Below are 21,141 nucleotides of genomic sequence, written 5' to 3'. Positions count from 1 at the left end.
TAGCGACACCTGGCGGGAAGCCGCGCGCGCTCGATCACTGCACCTCTAAGGTTCCGGAAAGCACTGCCGTGTCGCGTCGTTCGGGCACCGAGGTGATGAATACACAGTGCGGTCCCTCCACCCACATCCGGGTACGCAGCAGTTCGCCTGGGAACACCGCGTGCAAGAATCGAGCCGAATATCTGCGCACCCGTGTTGGGTCGTTGGCCAGTAGCTGCTCCACCAGCGCCCCGCAGACAATCCCATACGTGCACACACCTTGCAGAATCGTGCCCGGGAATCCCGCCGCCCTGGCGAACGCCGGGTCGGTGTGCACGTTATCGGTCATCTTGCTTCCGTGGATGAATTTGTGGTACTCGATCGCCTGGTCCGCCCGGGTTTGGGTGTCAGCCACGGCGGTCGGCTCACAATCGGGCACCGAGTGTGTCGTCGGCACCGCGTGGCAGCCTCCGGTACTTCCTTGGGTGTGTGCGTGGATGCGCGATGTCGCCGTGATCCAAGGTGCACCGTCGTGGTCGACGAGTGCGCCGCGCTGGACCAGCACCGCTACCGGCCCATGATCCTCGACGTCGATCACCTGACCGCAGGACTGCGACAGGCCGTGCGGTGGAATCGGCCGATGTACCACAATGTCTTGTTCTTCGTGCAGTAGATCGCCCCGGTTCAGTCGGATTCCCGGGAAGCAGATTTCCGGTCGCTGCGGGCGGAAGAAGTCGGGAGAGGCTACCCCGAAGATGCCGGGCCCCGTCATGGCGAACGTGGGCAAGACGGTGCTACCAGCCTTAAACCGACATACCGCGTGGTGATAACCACTCACGTCACTGGGTGACCACCGGAATGTCTGATCTGGCCACCGCAGGCCAATGGCCGTCTCGCGATCGATGTACATGGCTAACAACGGCCGATGGAACCCGCACGGCTCCCGGTGGCCCTCTCTTGTGCAGGCAGCGTCGATGCCTCGGCTATCGGATGGCGCCCTGGCGCTCGCGGAATTCGACGAAGCGCACGACGTGACCGATCGATACGCCAGCGTCGGCGAAGCTCAATCCAAGCCCGGCCAGTACCGGTCGATCGATTCGTTGGTGACATGACGGGATCCCCTAACCTCGGCTACAACCTACGCCGAGCCGACATGCCCGCCTCGAAAAGCTCGAAAAGCTCGAAAAGCCAGAAGGCGCTCCGGCCATCGGCGCGTGGCCCATTCAGGTGGTGTCGAGGCAGCCAAGCTCTGAATTCCGTCATGAATTCAAAGCTGGTTCGTCAAGCCACTCCGGCTGGCCGAGTCGAATCCGACAACGTAGGGCCAGAAGCAGATTCTCGAAACACGCATCGCCGGCCTTTGGTTGCCGGTGTTTCGGCCTGCAGCCGCTGCCCTCGTTCGGGTGCCTGTCGACATTGCTGCCCATTTCGAGGCACTGCCGGCGCCGGTCGTATCGATGCCATCAGTCGTCATCGGAGGACGAGTCATCATCGATGCCGTTTGAATCGTATGGGCGTTCGTATGGGTATTGCGGCCGGACCTGCTCTTGGCTGTATGGTTTCAGAATTAACCAGCTAGGAGAACGGCTGAGAATCTCAGACCGTGCAAAAACGTTACCATAATTGGCAACGGAATCCTTATCGAATACCAGCTCACCGTTTTCGTTGGTAAAAATGTATGTATCAAAGGGGCGACTAAGGAAATAGTCATTATTTTCGGGGTAGTTCGCCGAGGGGAACGGATTCCTAAGTTCGGACTCACTGTCAATCATGCTGCCGTTAGGGTATCTGAAATCTACATTAGGCGGTTCCTGTTGGTAATATACTTCAGGAACGCTCAGATCATCGTTGCCGAAAGTGTTTGCATTGCTGTTGTTTGTTTGACTGACACCTGGAGTCCAATTGCTATCGATGGTTACGTTGTTCATGTTCTCATCGATAAAGTAGTTGACGAAGTTATTATCCATATCGCCATTGGGGCCATTATCGTCGACGATAACCGGGTTGTGGACCATGTCGTCGACGATGCCCTCGCCGTAGTTGACAACGTGATCGTAGTTGTTGGTGCTGACATCTCCGTAGGTGGTGTCTACGAAATCATAGGTCGTGGTGTCGCTAACGCTGTAGTCGGTGTTATCATTATTAATGTTTCCCAGCGAACTATCATTGACGTCGATAGTGTTCGAGTTGTTGCTAGAATCGCCACCATTGCTTCCGGAATTGTCGCTGTCGTGGTAGCTGGAATTGTCATTTGTGCAGGTGTCAAGTTTGAATCCGCCGTGACCAGTCAGGGTGATGGCCAACCTGCCGGCGTTGATGTCGGTGGCACCAATGGTGAGGGCGTCGATGGCGGCCGTGGCGCCACTGGTCAATGTCAGTGCGCCTAGCGCGACAGCGGCGGCGCATGTACGGCGCTGCACTTTGGCAACGCTGGTTGGGCATTGTCGCACGTGATATTCAGCGGCGCTACCGTCACCTGAGGGCGTGGTACCTTGGGGCAGTCGCGGCATAAACAATAAAACTCTCCTTTTATTGTGTGCATGATCCATCTTGCACAAACTTACTTAAGACTCCGGAATTATTAAATTTCGGAGATTTGATCAGCGGCCACAACTATCGATTCGGTGAAATTCAGCTGGGCCTACCGAAACTCGACCACCGAGGATGCCGGATGGCGATGATGCTGTAGCAACCAGTTCGGTCTGCTAAGACCGCTGTGGGTGACTGCTACGTCGAACAGCTGGGCGGCTCGCTGCCGGACTGTCGGCGCGCTCAAGCCGAATGCCCACCACATGGCACTGGTTACCGAAGGTGCCGAAGCGTCGGCACGCTCCCTTGTGGGGGTGGGGGAACCGGACCACTTAGACCAGTTAGCCCCGCCGCAGGAGCCAGCGACACCGGATCAGCCGCAGCGACCGCCGCGGCGATGACCGGCGCCGCCGCAGCCTGCGCGGCAGCCAACCGGGCAGTCAGTGCCTCCGCCGCCGCGGCCGCGCCAGCCACGCCCTCAGGAACCACCCGCAGGGTCACCTCGGCACTCCTCAAAGATGTCAGGAATCACGCCAAATCCCTTATTGCCAAACGACTTAACGAACTGAACCATGTGACGCAGTCGTTGACAAGGCTGAGTCGATACATTTACTCGTTAAGGCATTAAGTAGCAGTTATCAACCGGGTCTCAGCTCCAGAGCCGCGACGCCGTGTCGACGTCGCGCAGCAACGATGTCGACCAGCTCAGGCAGGCGCGCCGAACCGACTCCCGGACCGTCGGAAAAGAACAGGCAGTCCAGATCCCCCTGCCCCGCTGATTCGCCGGCGCAGCCGCGCCCGGCCTCGTTCAATGAATACCCGGGAGCACCGTTGGACAGCCTGTTCAACTCGAACGACAGTTGCCGGGCGAAATTTGCGGTCAAGCTCACCTAGTCGATTGCCGCCCGAGGCCGGCCCGCGTCCAGGCAGTCGGACGGCCACGGCACGGCGGTCGGGTGCGGCAGGCAGATCTCAGTTGCCGGCAGAGCCGGGGCCCGAGCGAAACCGCCGTGACTCCGCTCGCCGGCGCATGGAACAATCGCTGGCCGTGAAGACCTTCGAGGATCTGTTCGCCGAACTCGGCGATCGTGCCCGCACCCGGCCCGCCGGCAGCGCTACCGTAGCCGCGCTGGACGCCGGGGTGCATTGGCTGGGCAAGAAGATTCTGGAGGAAGCCGGCGAGGTGTGGCTGGCCGCCGAGCACGAAAGCAACGACGCCTTGGCAGAGGAGATCAGCCAATTGCTGTATTGGACGCAGGTGCTGATGATCTCTCGCGGGCTGGGTCTCGACGACGTCTACCGGAAGCTGTGAGCATGTTGCGTGTGGCCGTTCCCAACAAGGGTGCGTTGAGCGAACCGGCCACCGAGATTTTGGCCGAGGCCGGCTACCGGCGCCGTACCGACCCCAAAGACCTGACCGTCATCGACCCGGCCAACAATGTCGAATTCTTCTTCCTGCGGCCCAAAGACATAGCGATTTACGTGGGTTCGGGACAGCTCGACTTCGGGATCACCGGACGCGACCTGGTCTGCGATTCCGACGCGCCGGTACGGGAGCGATTGGCCCTGGGGTTCGGGTCGTCGAGTTTTCGCTACGCCGGTCCCGCCGAGCGGGATTGGACGACGGCTGACCTGGCCGGAAAGCGGATCGCCACCGCGTATCCGAATCTCGTCCGAAAAGACTTGGCTGCCAAGGGTATTGAAGCAACCGTCATCCGCCTCGACGGCGCCGTGGAGATCTCGGTGCAACTCGGCGTGGCCGACGCCATCGCCGACGTCGTGGGCTCCGGTCGCACGCTGAGCCTGCACGATCTGGTGGCGTTCGGTGAGCCGCTGTGTGATTCGGAGGCGGTGCTCATCGAAGGCGCCAACCGCGACGGCGCCGAGCACAGCGAGGCGCGCGATCAGTTGGTCGCCCGGGTACAGGGTGTGGTGTTCGGTCAGCAATACCTGATGCTGGACTACGACTGTCCGCGCGCAGTGCTGGGCCGGGCCACCGCGATCACGCCCGGACTGGAGTCGCCGACGATCGCTCCGCTTGCCGACCCGGACTGGGTCGCCGTCCGGGCGCTGGTGCCGCGCCGCGGGGTCAACGGTGTCATGGATGAGCTTGCCGCCATCGGGGCCAAAGCGATTCTGGCCTCCGATATCAGGTTCTGCCGATTCTGATCGCGGTAACACTCGGTAGGACGGCTGCTGTGTTAGCGTCCGCGGTGGACTGATTGCCCGTGGTCATGCATGGGCGGTCTCCGTATGGTCGCCAGGCTGTTCTACTGTCCCCGGAAGGGATCGGTGTGACGCACGTACTCGTCCTCGTCTTGGCTTTGTTGATCGGTGTGGTCGCCGGGTTGCGATCGGTGACCGCTCCCGCGGCAGTCTCCTGGAGCGCCTTCCTCGGCTGGATAAACCTCAACGGCACCTGGGCATCGTGGGTGGGCAACATCGTGACGGTGGTGATTCTCAGCATTCTTGCGGTCGCCGAACTGGTCAACGACAAGCTCCCCAAGACGCCGCCGCGTACCGCTGCGCCGGTGTTCGCGGTGCGGATCATCCTTGGCGGGTTCGCCGGCGCGGTGATCGGCACCGCATGGGGCTACAAGTTCGGCGGAGTCGGCGCCGGGGTGGTCGGAGCGGTGCTGGGCACCCTGGGTGGCTACCACGCGCGCCGACGATTGGTGGCCGCCGGCGGCGGCCGTGACCTGCCGATCGCACTGCTCGAGGATTCGGTGGCCGTCTTGGGCGGATTCGCCATTGTGGCATCGGCGGCCGCGCTATGACGCGTCGATTCGACTCGATCATCGTCGGCGCCGGCCAGGCCGGTCCGCCACTGGCGGGCCGGCTGACCGCTGCGGGTGAACAGGTCGCAGTCGTGGAGCGCAAGCTGATCGGCGGCACCTGCGTCAACAACGGCTGCATCCCGACCAAGACGTTGGTGGCCAGTGCCCACGCGGCCCACGTGGCCCGTCGCGGCGCCGAATACGGGATCGGCACCGGAGCGGTCAGCGTGGACATGGCCAAAGTCAAGGCGCGCAAGGACGCCGTCATGCTCAACGACCGCCTGGGCGTCGAGGACTGGCTGGAAAACATGGACGGCTGCACCGTGATCCGCGGCCACGCCCGGTTCGAGGATCCGCACACCTTGCGGGTCGGTGATGAGCGGCTGCAAGCCGACCGGTTCTTCCTCAATGTCGGTGGCCGGGCGGTCGCGCCCAGCATCCCCGGGCTTTCCGACGTCGACTACCTCACCAACGTCTCCATCCTCGAACTCGACACGCTGCCGCAGCATCTGGTGATCGTCGGCGGCAGCTACATCGCGCTGGAGTTCGCCCAGATGTATCGCCGCTTCGGAGCCCAGGTCACCGTCGTCGAGCGCGGCCCACGGCTGGCGTCCCGGGAGGACGAGGATGTCTCGGCGAGCATTAGAGAGATCCTCGAAGCCGAGGGAATCGGCGTCGTCGTCAACGCTGATGATGTGCGAATTGTAAAGAACAGCAACGGCTTCGAGCTGACACCGAGTGCTGGTGCCACGCCGCTTCACGGTAGTCACCTGCTGATGGCGGTGGGACGGCAACCCAACACCGACGAGCTGGGTCTGGAAGCGGCCGGTGTGCGGACCGACGCGCGCGGCTACATCACCGTCGACGATCAGCTCAAGACCAATGTCGACCACATCTGGGCGCTGGGCGACTGTAATGGCAAGGGCGCCTTCACCCATACGTCGTACAACGATTTCGAGATCGTGGCCGCCAATTTGCTCGACGACGACCCGCGTCGGGTCAGCGACCGCATCCTCACCTACGCCCTTTATATTGATCCGCCGCTGGGGCGCGCCGGAATGACCGTAGCTCAGGTTCGCGCGTCGGGCCGCAAGGCGCTGGTCGGCAAGCTACCGATGACCAAGGTCGGCAGAGCCGTGGAAAAGGGTGAGACGCAAGGGTTTATGAAGATCGTGGTGGATGCCGACACCCACGAGATCCTCGGTGCGGCCATCCTCGGCGTCGGTGGCGACGAGGTCATTCATGCCATTTTGGACGTCATGTCCGCCAAAGCGCCCTACACCACGCTGTCGCGCACGATGCACATCCATCCCACGGTCAGCGAGCTCGTTCCCACGATGCTGCAGCAAATGGAGCCGCTCGGCTAGCGGCGGTTCGCCCCCATCGGCTCAGGCGGGCGCCCGGCGCTGGACGAGGAGCGTCTGGGCCGAGGTGCCGATGAAGCCGGTCTTGTCGTAGACCTCAGCGGTCGTCACACCGACGCCGTCGGGGCCGACCGACGCGCGAGCGCGCAGCGCGAAATCGTCACCGGCTGGAAGTCGGTGCAGGTGCACCACGGTGTCGGTGTTCATGAAAAGGAACTGATTCGGGTCCAGGACCGCTCCGACACCGTTGGCGCAGTCCACCACGACCGCAAGCCGCTGCAGCGCCGTAGTGGGGTCGGTGTCAACGATGTGAGCCGTTGGCGTGAACCAGGACACGGCCCCCGATTGCCCGCCGGACTGTTGGGGGCGCCAGTTGATCGCATCGAAATAGCCGCCAGCATCGGCGAAGACGGCCGGAAGGGGCTCGGCGGATGCTTCCACCACCGGCGGATACCGCTCTGATGCGACGTCGGCGGTGTCACTGACCGCCATCAGCCATGCCGCCACCCGGGCCACCGCCCGGGTGGATCCGTCCTCGCGATCGGCGCGCAGCTCGGCGACTGTCAGGCAGACCCGCGACCCAGGGCGTTCCACCCAAGCTCGGGCACGCACTGGAGCCACCGGGATGGCCCCGAGAATGTCGAGGCCCAGCCTGCCGATCCGCAGTCCCGAGTTCGCGGACACCTCTTCGATCAGCTTTGTCAGAAGCGCCAACGGGGGTGAGCCATGCTGGATTTCGGGATTCCAGTTGCTTCGCGTGTAGTCGGTGGAGTCGAAGAGCAGATATTCACCTTCGTCGCCGAGGCGACGGTAGAAGCAACCGTTCATGCCGCCGGTTCGCTAGGGCGCGAAACGGTATCGGCACCCGGATGATTCGGCCAACCAGGGTATGGCGGCGGCGTCCCGCCGAAGGCCGGGCAATGCGCCTGGTGCAGACACCAATCGCACAGCCGGGACGGATTCGGGCGGAAATCTCCTGACTTGCCCGCGGATTGGATCGCACGCCAGATCGCCATCAACGTCTTCTCGAAACGCAGCAGCTCGTCCCGGTCCGGCGAGTAGTCCAGCACCTGGCCGTCGGCCAGGTAGATGAGTCGCAGCCGGGCGGGCGGCACGCCACGCGACCGAAACAGCGCCACGCCGTAGAACTTCATCTGGAACAGTGCCTTGAACTCGGCCAGTGCTCGCGCGGCCGGCGGCGCCTTACCCGTCTTGTAGTCGACCACCCGCAACTCGCCGGTGGCGGCGACGTCGATCCGGTCGATGTAGCCGCGCAACAGCGTGCCGTCGGCCAACTCCACCTCGACGCGTTGCTCGCAGCTTTGCGGGTCGAATCGTGTCGGGTCTTCCAGCCGGTAGTACCCCGACAGCAAGTCGCGTGCCTCATTGAGCAGTTCCTGTGGTTGCAGGCCACCGGCCAGGTCGGGCTCGCGGGCGATCACCTGCTCCCAGGCCGACTCGACAAGCGACCGCGCGGTCTCCGGGACGCGCTGCACCGCGGGCAGGGCGTAGAGCTGTTCGAGTGCGGCGTGCACGACCGATCCGCGCAGCTGCGGCGCGGATGGGGCTTCGGGCAGCCGGTCGATCGCCCGGAACCGGTACAGCAGCGGGCATTGCTTGAAATCGGCCGCGCGTGACGGCGACAGCGCCGGCCGGATCCCCAGATCCGCGCGGGGTGCCAGCTGGTCCGTCATGCTCGCAGCCTAAGACCGGGCGCCGACAACCCCGGACATCGGTGACGGCGAGTCGGCTGGCACGCTAGACGGTGTGCCAGCAACCGGTCCCTTCACCGCCGGCGAACGCGTTCAGCTGACCGACGCCAAGGGCCGCCACTACACGATGGTGCTCACCGCGGGCAACGAGTTCCATACCCACCGCGGATCGATTGCTCACGATGCAGTGATCGGGCTGCAGCAGGGCAGCGTGGTCAAGTCCAGCAACGGTGCCCTGTTTCTGGTGCTGCGCCAGCTGCTGGTCGACTACGTGATGTCGATGCCGCGTGGTCCGCAGGTGATCTACCCCAAAGATGCCGCGCAGATCGTGCACGAGGGCGACATCTTTCCCGGCGCCCAGGTGCTGGAAGCCGGGGCCGGTTCCGGTGCGTTGACGCTGTCCTTGTTGCGGGCGGTCGGGACCGAGGGCCGGGTGATCTCCTACGAGCAGCGCGCCGACCATGCCGAACACGCCTGCCGCAACGTGACGAATTTCTACGGCGGGGCTCCGCAGAATTGGCGGTTGATCGTGGGCGACGTCGCCGACTCGGACCTGCCGGACGGCACATTCGACCGGGCAGTGCTGGACATGCTGGCGCCGTGGCAGGTGCTGGACTCGGTATCGCGGCTGGTGTCGGCCGGCGGGGTGCTGGTGATCTACGTGGCCACCGTCACCCAACTTTCGACAGTCGTGGAGGCGCTGCGGGCTCAACAGCATTGGACCGAACCACGATCATGGGAGACGCTGCAGCGCGGCTGGAACGTTGTCGGGCTGGCCGTGCGGCCGCAGCATTCGATGCGCGGCCACACCGCATTCCTGGTGGCCGCACGCCGACTGGCCCCCGGGGCCGTCGCGCCGGCACCGCTTGGCCGCAAGCGCCAGGGACGTGACGGTTAGCGCTGCACGTCGTCGTGCTAATCGTCACTGCGGTGCAGACCCCGGCGCACTGACAGCAGCTCCAACTCGGGGTGTGCGGCCACCAGCCGTTCGGCCGCGTCGAGGACATCGACGGCGTGGCTGCGGTCGCCCGACACCATGGCCACTCCGATGCCGGCGCGCCGGTAGCGATCTCGCCAGCCCGTCTCGGCGGCCGACACGCTGAACTTGCGTTGCAACTCGGCCACAACGGGACGAACGACCGACCGCTTTTGTTTCAGTGATCGCACGTCGCCCAGCAGCACGTCGAATTCGAGCCAGCCGATCCACATCCGCGCTCAGCCGGGCGGGGTCGGGGTCGGAGACGGGACGCTCGTTTCCGGGGGCGGAGCGGGACCTGGCTCCGGGTTTGGAGTGGGGGACGGGCCCGGCTCCGGGTTCGGACCGGGCGCGGGGCTGGAAGCAGGCGATGAAACTCGAGAACTGCTGAGCGCCAACAACATCTCTGCGGTTCGCCGGGAAAGCTGCCAACCGCCCTGGCTGGGTTTGAACTCCATCGGGAAGGTGAACTCGTGATTGTCGGGTTTGGCTGTGGTGACGACGATGGTGGCCGTCACGTCGGGCGGGTTCACATCCGACCACGCGAGGCTGCTTGCCGCGAAATTCAGTGGCAGGTAGCCGCCGTCCCGCGCGGCGGTGGTGAACCGGTCCAGGGCGGCGGCCGTCTCCGGTGTTGCCCCCTCGATGAGGTTTGCCTTGTCGGCTCCGGCTACCGCGGGATCAGCCAGCCGCGACAGCACGTCGATCAAGGCGTCGGGGGAAGGTAGGGCAGTGGTGGGTATCGGCGCGACGGAACTCGAAGTGGCCGACGGCGCCGAGGCGATGGGCGACGTCGTGGACGCATGCCGCGAACACCCGGAGAGCACCGACACCGCGAGGGCGACGGCGCTGACGACCAGGGTCACGGCTGCGTACAGGTGGCGTTGCATCCAGCGGCAGGCTCGGCTATCGGCGGTTCACAGCGGGCCGTGGTGGTCCCGGCAAGCAGACCGACACTGCACTCGACATCACACCATCGGCCTCCGCATCGTTCCGGGCGCGGGGCGCAGCGGCTGTGGCGAGGGATTTCACGGTCGCGGCGCTCCTTTCGATCGGGCCGAGTGGAAGCCGAGATTACCAGCGCGAAACAACATGTTATTTCCGGCGGCATTTGGTTCCGCACATGAATCCGCGATGGCCGGTAGCGTTGAGGTATCCGCCGCACCGCTCTGGTGCGGGAAAGGAGGGCAACATGGCTGAATCAGAGCGTTCTGAAGCTTTTGGGACACCCCGCGATATGCCCCTGCCCAGCATCGATGCTGTCGAACTGGAAGAGCTGCGGCGGGAAGCCGCGCTGCTGCGCGAGCAACTGGAGAACGCGCTGGCGCAGCAGGGCCCCTCGCGATCCGCGCGCGATGTGCATCAGCTGGAAGCCCGTATCGACTCCCTTGCCGCGCGCAATTCGAAATTAATGGAAACTCTTAAAGAAGCTCGCCAGCAATTGCTGGCACTGCGTGAGGAGGTTGACCGCCTCGGGCAGCCGCCCAGCGGTTACGGCGTGTTGTTGGCCGCCCATGATGACGACACGGTCGACGTCTTCACATCGGGCCGCAAGATGCGCCTGACATGTTCTCCGAACATCGACGCCCAGTTGCTCAAGAAGGGCCAAACGGTCCGGCTCAACGAGGCGCTGACGGTCGTGGAGGCCGGCAAGTTCGAATCGGTGGGCGAAATCTCCACGTTGCGCGAAATCCTCGCCGATGGTAATCGGGCTCTGGTGGTCGGTCACGCTGATGAGGAACGCATCGTGTGGTTGGCCGAGCCGCTGGTTGCCGAGGACCTGCCCGACGGCGTTCCCGACGCTCTCAACGACGACACCCGCCCGCGCAAGCTGCGGCCCGGTGACTCGCTGCTGGTCGACACCAAAGCCGGATACGCCTTCGAGCGCATTCCCAAGGCCGAGGTCGAGGACCTGGTGCTGGAAGAGGTGCCGGATGTCAGCTACGAGGACATCGGTGGCCTGACTCGCCAGATCGAGCAGATCCGCGACGCCGTGGAACTGCCCTTCTTGCACAAGGAGTTGTACCGCGAGTACGCGCTGCGCCCGCCCAAGGGTGTGTTGCTCTACGGCCCGCCCGGCTGCGGGAAGACGCTGATCGCCAAGGCGGTGGCCAATTCACTGGCCAAGAAGATGGCCGAGGTTCGCGGCGACGATGCCCGCGAGGCCAAGTCGTACTTCCTCAACATCAAGGGCCCCGAGCTGCTGAACAAGTTCGTCGGCGAGACCGAGCGCCACATCCGGCTGATCTTCCAGCGCGCCCGCGAAAAGGCGTCGGAAGGAACGCCGGTGATCGTGTTCTTCGACGAGATGGACTCCATCTTCCGCACCCGCGGCACCGGGGTCTCCTCGGATGTCGAGACGACGGTGGTTCCGCAGCTGCTCTCCGAGATCGACGGGGTGGAGGGGCTGGAGAACGTCATCGTGATCGGCGCCTCCAACCGCGAGGACATGATCGACCCGGCGATCCTGCGACCCGGACGCCTGGACGTGAAAATCAAGATCGAACGCCCGGATGCCGAAGCGGCGCAGGACATTTTCTCGAAGTACCTCACCGAGGAATTGCCGCTGCACGCCGACGACCTCGCCGAGTTCGGCGGTGATCGCACCGTCTGCATCAAGGCGATGATCGAAAAGGTCGTCGAGCGCATGTACGCCGAGATCGACGACAACCGGTTCCTGGAGGTCACCTATGCCAACGGTGACAAGGAAGTCATGTACTTCAAGGACTTCAACTCCGGGGCGATGATCCAAAACGTCGTCGACCGGGCCAAGAAGAACGCGATCAAGTCGGTGCTGGAGACGGGCCAGCCGGGTCTGCGCATCCAGCACCTGCTCGACTCGATCGTCGACGAGTTCGCCGAGAACGAGGACCTGCCCAACACCACCAACCCCGATGACTGGGCGCGGATTTCGGGCAAGAAGGGCGAGCGGATCGTCTACATCCGCACCCTGGTCACCGGCAAGTCGTCGAGCGCCAGCCGGGCCATCGACACCGAGTCCAACCTGGGTCAGTACCTGTAGCGGTTCAGGCCATCACCAGCGAATAGCTGTTGGCGAGTTCGTCCTGCAGGACGCGGGCTGCGCGGGCGGTGGTGTCGATACGCAGCTCGTCGGTGAGTTTGCGCGGCTGATAGGTCCACCCGCTGGGCAGGCTCAGCCGGTCCGCGAGCTTGGGCAGGTCGGCTCTGGACAGGTTGGGGTCGACCACCTGGCTCCACGTTTGCATGACCCAGCGCTGACCTTGTGGGTCGCGCAGTTCGTAGATCTCTTCGCCGGCGTTGAAGATAAAGACGGTATTGCGGCTGACCTGGTTGACGGTGTACGGCGCGGGGCTCATCGACGACAACAACACCGTGGCCTGGCAGAGCATGTCGATCCCGCCGAAGCTCTTGATCACCGGCGGGCCCTGGGGCACTTTTTCGATAGCGTTCATCAGCCAGTAGCGCGGACCGTTGAGCAACGCGGCCGCAGCACCGTGTTCGGTAGCGATCGCCTTCGGGTCGAGTGCCGACCACAGGTCGGCGGGACAGTCGTTGAGCGGGAAGCTGTTGTAGACCGTCGCTTGCGGGCCCGCCTCGCCCGGGGTGACCAGAAGCACTTCGCCGTAACGCTTCCCGGACAGGTCGGCGGGTGGTTCCGATACGACTGCTCCGTCTTCGGTGATAGACATCAGGCGAAATTAATCACTGTGCTCAGCGGCGTCAATACGAGGGTTGCCGCCGATGCTGGCGTGGTATCGGTTGCGTGCGATCAGCGTGGCATGCAGATCGTCGATCAGCGGATCGACGAATGTGCTGCGATATTCGTCATCGTCGACCGCGCGGGCACTGATGTACATGAAGGTCAACGCGCCCAAGAACAGGCACAGGTGGATCAGCGAATCCGGCACCGGAAACGTCAGTCCTAACAGGGTCGAGCTGCTGGGCGCGCCGCGGGTCCATTCGTTCAAAAGCGCCGCACTCAGCACGATCAGCCCGAGAATCACATAGATCACCGCGGTCAGCAGTGCCACCACCATGATCTGCACCAGCTGCGAGACGGCCAGCACGAAGACCATGTTGACGCGTTCGGCCCGGGTCAGCGGGGGGCTGCCCGCAGAATCGGGCAACGTCGCAAATGGTGTGTGGGCCAGTCGGTCGCAGTCTTTGGGCATCGCCGCGGCTGACTGCAGCATGGGCCGGACCCGCTCCCTGGTGGCGGAGACGACGAATGCGGCGGCGATGCCGAGCAGAAACGCAATGGCCAGCCCCAGTCGCTCGGCGCCGATCGTGGCGGCCATGAGCCAGACGTTGCCGTTGAAGAACACCAACGTGGTCAGCAGTACTACCGGCAGCGCCCGCACCGCCAGGGCGCCCATCGTCGCAACCTGCGACACGGTGATGCGCAGTGCCCAGCCGACCACCGACCCGATACCACTGGCGGTCACAAGCAACACCAGTGCCGCGAAGATGGCTGCGCCCGGCAGATGGGACGGGTCGGTTTCGACGACGATCACGACGCCCACGATGCTGACCGCTACGGTGGCGGCGATCGCCCGCAGGCGGCTATCCGCCATTCGGGACACCAGCCAGCCGACCCCGACAATTAGAACGGGAGCCAGCGCGACGATCGTCAGAACGACCCAGTCTCGTGCGGTCGGGTTTTCGCCGATGTTGACGTCTTCGCCGTTGGTGATCAGGAACAACGGGAAGGTCCAGCAGTGAAACGCCGCGTATGCGGCCAGCGCGGGTGCCGACCTGGACCACAGCCGTCGCCACCGGGACCGCTTGGTCAGCACAGCCGGCAACCCGCGCTGCAAGAACCAGCTTTCAGCCGCGACAGTCGCCGGCGCCGGGCGCGCCCGCATGCGGCGCGGGGAGAGTTCCATGCCGGCTCACCCTAGTCCCCAGATAAGCGAGCCGGCGCCGTCGCGCCGGTGTGGTGGCGATGAGCATCTTCCGGGGCCTAGTTCAGCCGGCTGCGAATCAGTCTTTCGGTCTCATTGCCCTCGACGACGCCGTCGCTTCGTTTGTGCATGTAGTCGAAGACCGTCGATTCGGCGATCTCGACGGTCTGGCCGGCATGCAGGCCCAGGTTGCTGGCCGGCCCGTTGACGAGGAACCCGGTGATGGCGTCGTCTGTCCAGCTCGTGACCTCCACCCACATCCACTCCCGTACTCCGTCCGCGGCGTCGAACGGGGCCTTCAGTTGCAGCCACTCGCCGGGCGCCAGCCCGTCGTTGAACAGGGCACGCAAGACCGGCAGCTTGGTTCTGGCCTGTTGGCTGGCGGCATTGAGTGCATCGCCATGCGTGGTCGAGACGACCGTCGACCCGGATCCGAACACCGCGGTCAGAACCGCGTGCCGCCGAGTGTGCACATCGTCGCCCGTCCCGCGATCAAAGGTGATTTCGAGCAACCGGTTGTTGGGATCACCGGCTTGGTGCGTACCCATTTTCACTGTCAGCGGCGCCGTACCGGTGGCATCGGGTCTGATGCGGCGAATGTCGAGGTCGAATTCTCCGTGACGCTGGATAGTCAGTCCGTCGGCGATCGCTTGGCAGAACGCACTGACAAGGTTGCCTATCAGGCCGCCCGCCGATCTGGGAAATCCGTTGACGACGACGTCGGGAAGTCCAAATTTCCGCATTCCGAGCGTGACGGCCCGCATCATCTGGCCGCCGGTCTCGTACGCGCGGATGGTCGTATGATCGTCGATTTCGGGGACGACGTCGTTCCATCGATCGATCCTGGTTTCATTCCATGCCGCCGGAGTGAAAAACTCTCGGCTCTCGTCATCCCAAATCACGCCGCTGGTCGCCGCTGCGAGCTGACCCGTTAGCTGCAGCGCAGCGCGCAGGCCATGCCAAGTGTGCTCCGCGGTGTAGATGAAGTCGAGGACTAACGCAGCTTTGGTGTTCTGCAAAGCAGCTGCCTGTTGGGGACTCATTCCGTGATTGACGAGTTGAATGAAATCCGGACTCGGCGGGGGGCAGTCGTTGCGCGGATCAACGGTTAGCCATGGGCGCAATGTCGGAATTTTTTCATCTCCGCTGATGAAATCCGCGACGTGAAGTACTTCGAACTTGTTGGCCAGCAGTACATCCAACGTGCCGATCGGGTCGGTCGATGGCATCGGTAGGTAGTAGATCGCAAATGTGTAGACGATTGGGTCGTCTACGAGAGGCCCGGCGGGGATCAAGTCGGTGGGGATCAGGAAATGCTGAAAGGGATCCGAATTCATCATTGGTCCTCAGGTGTGACGAAAGAACGCAAACCCAGCTGTGTCATCGGAAAAGGCAACGGGTGCAGGTATTTTCGTATCATAGAGACGGCTCCGCATTCGCGCGTGGGGGGTGCAAGCGACCCTACCAACCACGACCGCATGTGGCAATCGACGTCGATTGATAAGGCGCACTGGCGGTTTCGCTAGCAATGAGAATTGGCTGCGGACTAACTCTTCAGTGTCTGTCACGAATAGTGTTGAAGTCGAACGTGTTTGGTTCTTAGCGATCCACGGAATTCCGAGCGGTGCGGAAACGTTGCTGAAAAGGTCTCGGCAAACTTTGCCCGGACACGGGTGGGTTGGGTGTCAGGGGGCCGGTTCATCGGCTCGTCGTTGACAAGTTCTTGTCCCTGCCCCCGGGTCCCCTGGGCTGTGTGCGCGGCTGGGGGCGTCTCCTCAACGGGCCGTGAACGGCCCGCCTCGTCGCCCGGCCTAGCCCGATTGCCCGCCTCCTCAACGGCCCGCTACGCGGGCCGCATCGTCGGCGGGCCTAGGCTCTAAAGCATGCAACGGATTATCGGCACGGAGGTCGAGTACGGCATCTCATCGCCGTCGGACCCGACCGCCAACCCGATTCTCACTTCGACGCAGGCGGTGCTGGCCTATGCCGCTGCCGCGGGTATTCAGCGCGCCAAACGCACCCGCTGGGACTACGAGGTGGAATCGCCGCTGCGGGACGCCCGGGGCTTCGACTTGAGCCGCTCGGCCGGGCCGCCGCCCGTGGTCGACGCGGACGAGGTGGGGGCGGCCAACATGATCTTGACGAACGGCGCGCGCCTCTACGTCGACCACGCGCACCCCGAATACTCCGCACCCGAGTGCACCGACCCGCTCGACGCGGTGATCTGGGACAAGGCCGGTGAACGGGTGATGGAGGCGGCCGCGCGGCACGTCGCCAGCGTCCCCGGCGCCGCGAAACTGCAGCTCTACAAGAACAATGTGGACGGTAAGGGCGCGTCGTACGGGGCGCACGAGAACTACTTGATGTCCCGTCAGACGCCGTTCTCGGCCATCATCGCCGGGCTCACCCCGTTTCTGGTGTCCAGGCAGGTGGTAACGGGCTCCGGCCGCGTCGGCATTGGGCCTTCCGGCGACGAGCCCGGATTCCAGCTGTCGCAGCGCGCCGACTACATCGAGGTCGAGGTGGGGCTGGAGACCACGCTCAAACGCGGCATCATCAACACCCGCGACGAACCGCACGCCGACGCCGACCGATACCGCCGGCTGCACGTCATCATTGGCGATGCCAACCTTGCCGAAACGTCGACCTATCTCAAGCTGGGCGCCACGGCCTTGGTCCTCGATCTCATCGAAGAGGGGGTTGACCTCGCTGATCTGGCGCTGGCCCGGCCGGTACACGCCGTCCATGCGATCAGTCGTGATCCCTCATTGCGGGCCGCGGTGGCCCTGGTCGACGGCCGCGAAATGACCGGCCTGGCGCTGCAACGGGCGTATCTGGACCGGGTGGCCAAGCTCGTCGACAGTCGCGAGCCGGACCCACGAGCATCCGACATCGTGGAAACCTGGGCACACGTGCTCGACCTGCTCGAGCGCGACCCGATGGAATGCGCAGAGCTCTTGGACTGGCCGGCCAAGTTGCGGCTGCTCGACGGATTCCGGCACCGGGAAAATCTGAGCTGGTCGGCGCCGCGGCTGCATCTGGTCGACCTGCAGTATTCCGATGTCCGGCTGGACAAGGGCCTGTACAACCGCCTCGTGGCCCGCGGCTCAATGAAGCGTCTGGTCACCGAACACCAGGTGCTCGAGGCGGTGGACAACCCGCCGACCGACACTCGGGCCTACTTTCGCGGCGAATGCCTGCGCAGGTTCGGCGCCGATATCGCCGCGGCCAGCTGGGACTCGGTCATTTTCGACCTGGGCGGCGACTCGCTGGTGCGCATACCCACGCTGGAGCCGCTGCGGGGCAGCAAAGCCCACGTCGGAGCGCTGCTGGAATCCGTGGACAGCGCCGCCGAACTGGTGGAACAACTCACCAGCTGAGATCCGTTGGTTCGGCAGGGAGCGTAAACCCGGAAACGTCGGCACTGACCGGTACTGTTAGGGAAAGACCAGCGGGCGTGCGACACGGCGCCCGCGGCCTGTAAGCAGGCCATGACGAGAGCAGGAGGCGGCGATGGCTCAGGAGCAGACCAAACGTGGCGGTGGCGGCGGAGACGACGACGACTTCGCCGGCAGCACCGCTGCGGGCCAGGAGCGTCGCGAGAAGCTGGCCGAGGAAACCGACGATCTGCTCGATGAGATTGACGACGTACTCGAGGAGAACGCCGAAGACTTCGTCCGCGCGTACGTCCAAAAGGGCGGACAGTGACCTGGCCGTTGCCTGATCGCTTGTCCCCTAAATCGGCACTTTCCGGATCCGCTGTAGACCTCTCATCGTTTGCTGACTTCCTGCGCCGCCAGGCGCCGCAGTTGTTGCCGGCCGGCGTGGGCGTCGGCGCGCAGCCAAGCGACCAGTTGCCGCACGGCACCACCATCGTCGCGTTGAAATACCCCGGCGGTGTCGTCATCGCCGGGGACCGGCGCTCCACGCAGGGCAACATGATCGCTGGGCGCGACGTGAAAAAGGTGTATATCACCGATGACTACACCGCCACCGGTATTGCCGGCACCGCGGCGGTCGCCGTCGAATTCGCCCGCCTGTACGCCGTTGAACTCGAGCACTACGAGAAGCTCGAAGGGGTGCCGCTCACGTTCGCAGGTAAGGTCAACCGGCTCGCGATCATGGTGCGCGGCAACCTCGCGGCGGCCATGCAGGGGCTTATTGCGCTGCCGTTGCTGGCGGGCTACGACATTCATGCCGCCGACCCGCAGACCGCGGGGCGCATCGTCTCGTTCGACGCCGCGGGTGGCTGGAACATCGAGGAAGAGGGTTACCAGTCGGTGGGCTCGGGATCGATCTTCGCCAAGTCTTCGATGAAGAAGCTGTATTCGCAAGTCGCTGATGGCGATTCGGCGTTACGGGTGGCCGTGGAGGCGCTCTACGACGCCGCTGACGACGACTCGGCCACCGGCGGCCCGGACCTGGTCCGCGGCATTTATCCCACGGCGGTCGCCATCGACGCCGACGGGGCGGTCGAAATCCCGGAGAGTCGCATCGCCGAGCTGGCCCGCGACGTCATCGGAAGCCGTTCGCGCGCTGACACTTTCGGGCCAGACGGCGGTGAGCAGTGAGTTTTCCGTATTTCATCTCGCCCGAGCAGGCGATGCGCGAGCGCAGCGAGCTCGCGCGCAAGGGCATCGCGCGGGGCAAAAGTGTGGTGGCGCTGGCCTACTCGGGCGGCGTGTTGTTCGTCGCGGAGAACCCGTCGCGGTCGCTGCAGAAAATCAGCGAGCTCTACGACCGGGTGGGCTTTGCCGCCGCGGGCAAGTTCAACGAATTCGACAATCTGCGCCGCGGCGGCATCCAGTTCGCCGACACCCGCGGCTACGCCTATGACCGTCGCGACGTCACGGGACGCCAGCTCGCCAACGTTTACGCGCAAACGCTGGGCACTATTTTCACCGAGCAGGCCAAACCCTATGAGGTCGAGCTATGCGTGGCCGAGGTTGCCCATTACGGCGAGACCAAGCCACCCGAGTTGTACCGAATCACCTACGACGGGTCGATCGCCGACGAGCCGCATTTCGTGGTGATGGGCGGCACCACCGAGCCAATCGCCAACGCGCTCAAGGAGTCCTACGCCGAGAACGCCGATCTGCCCAATGCGCTGCGGATTGCGGTGGAGGCGCTGCGGGCGAGCAGCGCCGATACCTCCGGTAATGGGCAGCCCAGTCTCGGTGTGACCAACCTGGAGGTGGCTATTCTCGACGCCAACCGGCCGCGTCGGGCGTTTCGGCGGATCACCGGGGCCCAGCTGGAAACACTGCTGCAGAAGGCGACTTCCCAGGAAGCCGCAGACTCCGAAGAGTCCGAAGAGCCCAAGGACGTCAAGGACTCCGACAAGCCTGAAGACTCGAAAGCCGACGGCGAATCGTCAGAGTAGGACCGCGCGCGCCGGTGGAACTGCCTCGGCTTTGCCCTACGGGGCCGCTTTGGTCACCGTTCTGGCTCTGCTGCCGCGGCGGCGTCGATGTCTTCCTGGAGAACCGGGTCGGGATAGACGATCCGAAGTGCCGGCTGGCAGAAGATCGTGGTGGCCAACGCCATGACCACCATGATGGTGAACACGTCGGTATCGAAAGTGCCGACCTCTTTCCCCACCGTCAGGACCACGAGCTCCGTCAGTCCGCGAGTGTTCATGAGCACGGCGATTGCGGCGCTGTGCCGGACCGTCATTCGCTGCAGGCGGGCACCGGCGAAGGTGCCGCCAAGTTTTCCGACGCCGGCCGCGGTGAGCACCAACAGCAGTTGCAATGCCAGGTCGACGCGGGTGAAACTACGCAGATCTACGTTGAAGCCCGCGATGACAAAAAAGACAGGCAACAGCACCACCGAATTGATGGTGCCAAGTCGGTCGAGGGTCGCTCTTCTGAAATGTCGTGCATCCTGTCTGGGCATGATCGCTCCGAAAAGGAACGCACCGAAGATCTCGTGTATACCAATTCTCGCCGTCATGAATGCCGACAGGAGGACCCCGCCGGCGACGACGGCCAGCATGCAAAGGTTGCGGCCGCCTGTCTTGTTGTGCCACTTGACCATTCGCGTAAGAAACGGTCGCACCACGCCCAGCATCATCGCGGCAAACAGCGCGGATAACAGGAGGGTCCCCAGCACCGTGATGACGCCGTCGCCCTTGACGACGGCACAAACGTACGCCAGCAATATCCATGCGAGCACATCGTCAACCGCGGCCGCCGAAAGTGCCAGAACTCCCACGCCGGTTCGATGCACATTGCGCTCGGCGATAATCCGGGCGAGCACCGGGAATGCGGTGATCGACATGGCGATGCCCACAAAAAGCATTAATGTCGACAACGGCACCTGCTTGCCATCGACCACTCTGTGCAGTGGATGCAGCACCAGCGCCACCAGCAGACCCAGCGCAAAAGGCACGACGAAAGACAACAGCGAGATGCTGGCGACGGCACGCCGACGGCCGCGGATCAGCGTGAAATCCAATTCCAGGCCGACCACGAATACGAACCAGACCAGTCCGAGTTCGGCCACGATCCTGAGGTAGGGCGTTACCTCGCCGGGAAAGAGGCGCGTATCCAGGTGACCCGGTAACAGGCCGAGCAGGCTGGGTCCCAACGCAATCCCAGCCACCACTTGGCCGATCACCGCCGGCTGCCTGAGCCTCGTTGCGAGCTTTCCGAACAATCGGGCGACGACGACGATGACGGCGATATCGACCACGCTGAGGAACACAACCGACAACGTGCGATCCATAGCACCCACCTGTTCGTGTGGCGTCCGCTGGGCCTGGATGGAAACAGCCGCCCGGCATCTTCGTCGCAAGCCCGACGACAATGTCTCACGACGACAGCTTCGGCTCACCTCCAATCCGTGACATCGTGGCGCCCCGGCCGGCGGCTACGTCGCCGCCTGGCCCGGGCTCGACGCCCCTGTCGCCTTGTC

Annotated in this window: 22 protein-coding genes and 1 pseudogene; 11 read left to right on the top strand and 12 right to left on the bottom strand. The window is 64.0% G+C overall.

All coding sequences use genetic code 11. The features are described from left to right. Window positions 1–34: 34 nt before the first annotated feature. The gene (locus EET13_RS16205; RefSeq protein ID WP_211189084.1) at window positions 35–751 is read right to left on the bottom strand and encodes a MaoC/PaaZ C-terminal domain-containing protein; all 717 of its coding nucleotides are present in this window, start codon (window positions 749–751) and stop codon (window positions 35–37) included. Between the two features lie 202 nt (window positions 752–953). On the opposite strand from EET13_RS16205, the gene EET13_RS30420 reads away from it, so the two are divergent. Further along, on the top strand, window positions 954–1,091 hold the full coding sequence (locus EET13_RS30420) for a hypothetical protein (RefSeq protein WP_168991122.1): 138 nt from the start codon (window positions 954–956) through the stop codon (window positions 1,089–1,091). Window positions 1,092–1,442: 351 nt separating this feature from the next. On the opposite strand, the gene EET13_RS16200 is transcribed toward EET13_RS30420, so the two are convergent. The 3 genes and pseudogenes from EET13_RS16200 to EET13_RS16190 form a co-directional block, all read right to left on the bottom strand. Further along, on the bottom strand, window positions 1,443–2,489 hold the full coding sequence (locus tag EET13_RS16200; RefSeq protein ID WP_136623173.1) for a hypothetical protein: 1,047 nt from the start codon (window positions 2,487–2,489) through the stop codon (window positions 1,443–1,445). 358 nt (window positions 2,490–2,847) lie between these two features. Further along, a pseudogene (locus EET13_RS16195) lies at window positions 2,848–3,009 on the bottom strand (PE domain-containing protein); the annotation flags it as partial. A gap of 137 nt (window positions 3,010–3,146) precedes the next feature. Continuing rightward, complete coding sequence (locus EET13_RS16190; protein WP_122443240.1) at window positions 3,147–3,398, bottom strand: hypothetical protein; 252 nt, start codon at window positions 3,396–3,398, stop codon at window positions 3,147–3,149. Window positions 3,399–3,538: 140 nt separating this feature from the next. On the opposite strand from EET13_RS16190, the gene EET13_RS16185 reads away from it, so the two are divergent. The 4 genes from EET13_RS16185 (at window position 3,539) to EET13_RS16170 (ending at window position 6,652) form a co-directional block, all read left to right on the top strand. Next, window positions 3,539–3,820: a phosphoribosyl-ATP diphosphatase gene (locus EET13_RS16185; RefSeq protein WP_122443239.1), complete on the top strand. Its 282-nt coding sequence runs from the start codon at window positions 3,539–3,541 to the stop codon at window positions 3,818–3,820. Window positions 3,821–3,822: 2 nt separating this feature from the next. Further along, a complete protein-coding gene (hisG, locus tag EET13_RS16180) occupies window positions 3,823–4,677 on the top strand; it encodes an ATP phosphoribosyltransferase (RefSeq protein WP_122443238.1) in 855 nt (284 codons plus the stop codon). A 125-nt stretch (window positions 4,678–4,802) separates the two neighbouring features. Beyond that, on the top strand, window positions 4,803–5,285 hold the full coding sequence (locus tag EET13_RS16175) for a DUF4126 domain-containing protein (RefSeq protein WP_122443237.1): 483 nt from the start codon (window positions 4,803–4,805) through the stop codon (window positions 5,283–5,285). Beyond that, window positions 5,282–6,652, top strand: coding sequence for an FAD-containing oxidoreductase (locus EET13_RS16170; RefSeq protein WP_122443236.1), 1,371 nt, complete (start codon window positions 5,282–5,284; stop codon window positions 6,650–6,652). Before EET13_RS16175 ends, EET13_RS16170 begins: the two co-directional genes overlap by 4 nt. Window positions 6,653–6,673: 21 nt before the next feature. On the opposite strand, the gene EET13_RS16165 is transcribed toward EET13_RS16170, so the two are convergent. Both EET13_RS16165 and EET13_RS16160 read right to left on the bottom strand, forming a co-directional pair. Further along, complete coding sequence (locus EET13_RS16165) at window positions 6,674–7,477, bottom strand: thioesterase family protein (RefSeq protein WP_122443235.1); 804 nt, start codon at window positions 7,475–7,477, stop codon at window positions 6,674–6,676. After that, a complete protein-coding gene (locus EET13_RS16160) occupies window positions 7,474–8,343 on the bottom strand; it encodes a RecB family exonuclease (protein ID WP_122443234.1) in 870 nt (289 codons plus the stop codon). The genes EET13_RS16165 and EET13_RS16160 overlap by 4 nt, the downstream gene beginning before the upstream one ends. A gap of 73 nt (window positions 8,344–8,416) precedes the next feature. Here EET13_RS16160 and trmI point away from each other — a divergent pair, with 73 nt between their 5' ends. Next, complete coding sequence (trmI, locus tag EET13_RS16155; RefSeq protein ID WP_122443233.1) at window positions 8,417–9,259, top strand: tRNA (adenine(58)-N(1))-methyltransferase TrmI; 843 nt, start codon at window positions 8,417–8,419, stop codon at window positions 9,257–9,259. Between the two features lie 17 nt (window positions 9,260–9,276). Here trmI and EET13_RS16150 read toward each other — a convergent pair whose 3' ends face one another. After that, window positions 9,277–9,570, bottom strand: a complete 294-nt coding sequence (locus EET13_RS16150; protein ID WP_122443232.1) for a DUF503 domain-containing protein — start codon at window positions 9,568–9,570, stop codon at window positions 9,277–9,279. 6 nt (window positions 9,571–9,576) lie between these two features. Next, window positions 9,577–10,227 (bottom strand): lipoprotein LppK, encoded by a 651-nt coding sequence (gene lppK / locus EET13_RS16145; protein ID WP_122443231.1) that lies wholly within the window; start codon window positions 10,225–10,227, stop codon window positions 9,577–9,579. A gap of 302 nt (window positions 10,228–10,529) precedes the next feature. On the opposite strand from lppK, the gene arc reads away from it, so the two are divergent. After that, window positions 10,530–12,359 carry a proteasome ATPase gene (arc, locus tag EET13_RS16140; RefSeq protein WP_122443230.1) on the top strand — a complete coding sequence of 610 codons (1,830 nt, stop codon included), beginning with the start codon at window positions 10,530–10,532 and terminating at the stop codon, window positions 12,357–12,359. A gap of 4 nt (window positions 12,360–12,363) precedes the next feature. On the opposite strand, the gene EET13_RS16135 is transcribed toward arc, so the two are convergent. From EET13_RS16135 to EET13_RS16125, 3 genes are all read right to left on the bottom strand, one after another. Continuing rightward, window positions 12,364–13,008: a hypothetical protein gene (locus EET13_RS16135; protein ID WP_122443229.1), complete on the bottom strand. Its 645-nt coding sequence runs from the start codon at window positions 13,006–13,008 to the stop codon at window positions 12,364–12,366. A 9-nt stretch (window positions 13,009–13,017) separates the two neighbouring features. Further along, the gene (locus EET13_RS16130; protein ID WP_211189083.1) at window positions 13,018–14,205 is read right to left on the bottom strand and encodes a hypothetical protein; all 1,188 of its coding nucleotides are present in this window, start codon (window positions 14,203–14,205) and stop codon (window positions 13,018–13,020) included. A 77-nt stretch (window positions 14,206–14,282) separates the two neighbouring features. Beyond that, the gene (locus EET13_RS16125; RefSeq protein WP_122443254.1) at window positions 14,283–15,560 is read right to left on the bottom strand and encodes a DUF2314 domain-containing protein; all 1,278 of its coding nucleotides are present in this window, start codon (window positions 15,558–15,560) and stop codon (window positions 14,283–14,285) included. 546 nt (window positions 15,561–16,106) lie between these two features. Between EET13_RS16125 and dop the strand changes: the two genes are divergently transcribed. The 4 genes from dop to prcA all read left to right on the top strand — a co-directional run bounded on the left by dop (window position 16,107) and on the right by prcA (window position 19,606). Next, window positions 16,107–17,603: a pup deamidase/depupylase gene (dop, locus tag EET13_RS16120; protein ID WP_122443228.1), complete on the top strand. Its 1,497-nt coding sequence runs from the start codon at window positions 16,107–16,109 to the stop codon at window positions 17,601–17,603. Between the two features lie 133 nt (window positions 17,604–17,736). Further along, window positions 17,737–17,931: a ubiquitin-like protein Pup gene (locus EET13_RS16115; RefSeq protein WP_023364687.1), complete on the top strand. Its 195-nt coding sequence runs from the start codon at window positions 17,737–17,739 to the stop codon at window positions 17,929–17,931. After that, window positions 17,928–18,794 (top strand): proteasome subunit beta, encoded by an 867-nt coding sequence (gene prcB / locus EET13_RS16110; RefSeq protein ID WP_122443227.1) that lies wholly within the window; start codon window positions 17,928–17,930, stop codon window positions 18,792–18,794. Before EET13_RS16115 ends, prcB begins: the two co-directional genes overlap by 4 nt. Next, on the top strand, window positions 18,791–19,606 hold the full coding sequence (gene prcA, locus EET13_RS16105) for a proteasome subunit alpha (RefSeq protein ID WP_122443226.1): 816 nt from the start codon (window positions 18,791–18,793) through the stop codon (window positions 19,604–19,606). Before prcB ends, prcA begins: the two co-directional genes overlap by 4 nt. A gap of 53 nt (window positions 19,607–19,659) precedes the next feature. On the opposite strand, the gene EET13_RS16100 is transcribed toward prcA, so the two are convergent. After that, on the bottom strand, window positions 19,660–20,952 hold the full coding sequence (locus EET13_RS16100) for a cation:proton antiporter domain-containing protein (protein ID WP_122443225.1): 1,293 nt from the start codon (window positions 20,950–20,952) through the stop codon (window positions 19,660–19,662). Window positions 20,953–21,141: the final 189 nt, after the last annotated feature.

Source organism: Mycobacterium attenuatum (assembly GCF_900566085.1).
GTDB classification, from domain to species: domain Bacteria; phylum Actinomycetota; class Actinomycetes; order Mycobacteriales; family Mycobacteriaceae; genus Mycobacterium; species Mycobacterium attenuatum.
Note: the sequence above shows the minus strand (reverse complement) of the source record. Positions and strands in the feature narration are given on the sequence as shown.

Coding starts and splice junctions, on each gene's coding strand:
- EET13_RS16205 (WP_211189084.1), bottom strand. CDS start 751: ATGACGGGGCCCGGCATCTTCGGGGTAGCCTCTCCCGACTTCTTCCGC.
- EET13_RS30420 (WP_168991122.1), top strand. CDS start 954: ATGCCTCGGCTATCGGATGGCGCCCTGGCGCTCGCGGAATTCGACGAA.
- EET13_RS16200 (WP_136623173.1), bottom strand. CDS start 2,489: ATGCCGCGACTGCCCCAAGGTACCACGCCCTCAGGTGACGGTAGCGCC.
- EET13_RS16185 (WP_122443239.1), top strand. CDS start 3,539: ATGGAACAATCGCTGGCCGTGAAGACCTTCGAGGATCTGTTCGCCGAA.
- hisG (WP_122443238.1), top strand. CDS start 3,823: ATGTTGCGTGTGGCCGTTCCCAACAAGGGTGCGTTGAGCGAACCGGCC.
- EET13_RS16170 (WP_122443236.1), top strand. CDS start 5,282: ATGACGCGTCGATTCGACTCGATCATCGTCGGCGCCGGCCAGGCCGGT.
- EET13_RS16165 (WP_122443235.1), bottom strand. CDS start 7,477: ATGAACGGTTGCTTCTACCGTCGCCTCGGCGACGAAGGTGAATATCTG.
- EET13_RS16160 (WP_122443234.1), bottom strand. CDS start 8,343: ATGACGGACCAGCTGGCACCCCGCGCGGATCTGGGGATCCGGCCGGCG.
- EET13_RS16150 (WP_122443232.1), bottom strand. CDS start 9,570: ATGTGGATCGGCTGGCTCGAATTCGACGTGCTGCTGGGCGACGTGCGA.
- lppK (WP_122443231.1), bottom strand. CDS start 10,227: ATGCAACGCCACCTGTACGCAGCCGTGACCCTGGTCGTCAGCGCCGTC.
- arc (WP_122443230.1), top strand. CDS start 10,530: ATGGCTGAATCAGAGCGTTCTGAAGCTTTTGGGACACCCCGCGATATG.
- EET13_RS16135 (WP_122443229.1), bottom strand. CDS start 13,008: ATGTCTATCACCGAAGACGGAGCAGTCGTATCGGAACCACCCGCCGAC.
- EET13_RS16130 (WP_211189083.1), bottom strand. CDS start 14,205: ATGGAACTCTCCCCGCGCCGCATGCGGGCGCGCCCGGCGCCGGCGACT.
- EET13_RS16125 (WP_122443254.1), bottom strand. CDS start 15,560: ATGAATTCGGATCCCTTTCAGCATTTCCTGATCCCCACCGACTTGATC.
- dop (WP_122443228.1), top strand. CDS start 16,107: ATGCAACGGATTATCGGCACGGAGGTCGAGTACGGCATCTCATCGCCG.
- EET13_RS16115 (WP_023364687.1), top strand. CDS start 17,737: ATGGCTCAGGAGCAGACCAAACGTGGCGGTGGCGGCGGAGACGACGAC.
- EET13_RS16100 (WP_122443225.1), bottom strand. CDS start 20,952: ATGGATCGCACGTTGTCGGTTGTGTTCCTCAGCGTGGTCGATATCGCC.